The 2029-nt window shown below is 26.9% G+C and carries 2 protein-coding genes and 1 pseudogene; all 3 read left to right on the plus strand.

What is annotated here, in order from left to right; all coding sequences use genetic code 11:
* Positions 1-206: 206 nt before the first annotated feature.
* A pseudogene (locus tag HMPREF3241_RS11935) lies at positions 207-317 on the plus strand (Replication protein Rep); the annotation flags it as partial.
* Positions 318-436: 119 nt separating this feature from the next.
* Positions 437-1015, plus strand: coding sequence for a signal peptidase I (lepB, locus tag HMPREF3241_RS01735; protein ID WP_002447379.1), 579 nt, complete (start codon positions 437-439; stop codon positions 1013-1015).
* Positions 1016-1102: 87 nt separating this feature from the next.
* Positions 1103-1387, plus strand: coding sequence for a hypothetical protein (locus tag HMPREF3241_RS01740; protein WP_002447378.1), 285 nt, complete (start codon positions 1103-1105; stop codon positions 1385-1387).
* Positions 1388-2029 lie beyond the last annotated feature (642 nt).

Genomic DNA, 2029 nt, shown 5'->3' on the forward strand with positions numbered 1-2029 from the left:
TTATACTATAAATTCAACTTTGCAACAGAACCGAATTTTGTATAATGAAATATTTCAATGGTTTTTTACAATACTTTATGCTTTAATACTTGCTCTTATAGTATTTTTTGTCTTTCAATTCACATCTTTAAAAAAGTTTAATGGAACTGGATTTAAACTGTACATTATTTTTATTATAATCGGCTTATTTATAGTTTTTATAAATAAACTTTACAAAATTGGAATTAGGAAAAATGACACATTTTAAATCGACATATCCCAAAAATATGTTTAGAATATTGAAGCAGTATAAACATACTGGTTACATGAAAGTCAAAGCTACAAAATAAAAGTTACATAACACAAGAGAAAGATCCACAATTAGAAAAAGATCTTAAAGAGCTTCGACGTCAACTTGAGATAAAATGTAATAGCGAATAAAAAAGGAGATTTTGTAATGAAAAAAGAATTAAAAGAATGGCTAATAGCTATAATAATAGCTGTATTATTATTATTTTTAGTAAATACATTTTTAATTAAAAGTTATACCGTGTCGGGATTATCAATGTATCCAACATTTAATAATAAAGATAAAGTAATTGTAAGTAAAATATCAAAGTCATTAAATCATTTAGATTCTGGAGACGTAATTGTATTTCATAAAAATAAAAAAAATAATTTTATAAAACGATTGGTTGGTAAACCTGGAGATCAAATTGAATATAAAAATGATAAGTTATATATAAATAAACATTATATCAAAGAACCTTATCTTACTTATAATAAAAAAATGAATGATTCTGGTGATAATTTAACAGAAAACTTTAATGTGTCTGATATTAAAGGATCTAAACATAAAATGACTATACCCAAAGATAAATACTTAGTTCTTGGTGACAATAGAACCAATAGTATTGATAGTCGAAGTTCCGAGGTAGGATTAGTATCTGAAAAACAAATAGTAGGTAAAGTTATTTTAAGATTTTGGCCTTTTAATAATATGAAATACAATTTCAGACCTGATATTTTTAAATAAAAATCACAATAATTTTAAAATTTTTTAAATATTTTTTAGAATTTATGCTATTATGAAAACGTAGTATTTTAAGAACAGAGCTCCTTTATGCATATTGTCAAAAATTTAACTAAGATTACAGTTGCATCTGCACTTTTGTTAGATTTGGGAGGAATTTATGCTAACATAGAGCATCAAAGTAATAATACTTTGAGTCATCATACTGTAGATGCTAAAACTCTTCCCAAGAAAACTTTTACAACTCATAGATCAGCTAAAAAGAAATCCAATTTACCTAAATCTATTCACTATTCTAAAAGAGTTAAAAAAATAAAACTATGCATATCACTTATAGTGGAACTCTTAAAAGAAAGTCTATTAAAAAAATGGTAATAAATATGTAGCCACTTATTCTGGTACATTAAACGGTCATTGGTCACAATATTTAATCTTTTTAAATTCATTTACAAAAGATAGTATGAAAGATATACTTAAAGTAACAAATGAATTGCGAACTAGCATATACAAAAACCCCCACAGCCTGCCAAAGCTTTGTGGGGGTTTTAATTTTATCTATTCAGTTTATCTGAAATATAGTTCGCAACTATACCAGCTATAACTGATACGATAAAACTTGCAACAAATGAAATCGCGACTAGCATATACAACACCTCCTTTGTGCACGGAAGTGCTTCCCAATTATAACAAAATGTCTCGAAACTTGTATGCAGGCATACAATATACATGCATACAATATGCGCGCATCATGTATGCAACAACTAAATACATCTCACAAGTAAACAAGTTTAATAGTTTACTTGTATATTTGTTTACTTGTTTACTATTAAATAAGTATACGCTATGTGTAGGTTACACAAGTGTAACTTACATAAATATAAAAAACCACAACGTTTGAAAGCTAATGAAAACGCGTAGTTAAGGGCATGTATAAAATATGAATAATCCATGAATTCACATAAACGGGACAAACGCCGTCATTTCGGCGTTTGTCCCTTTGTGTTGAGTTGACATAAT

It is taken from the genome of Staphylococcus sp. HMSC34G04, assembly GCF_001838765.1.
Lineage (GTDB): Bacteria > Bacillota > Bacilli > Staphylococcales > Staphylococcaceae > Staphylococcus > Staphylococcus epidermidis.

Bases quoted from the DNA above. Each gene is read 5' to 3' on its own strand.
- lepB (WP_002447379.1), top strand. From the start codon at position 437: ATGAAAAAAGAATTAAAAGAATGGCTAATAGCTATAATAATAGCTGTA.
- HMPREF3241_RS01740 (WP_002447378.1), top strand. From the start codon at position 1,103: ATGCATATTGTCAAAAATTTAACTAAGATTACAGTTGCATCTGCACTT.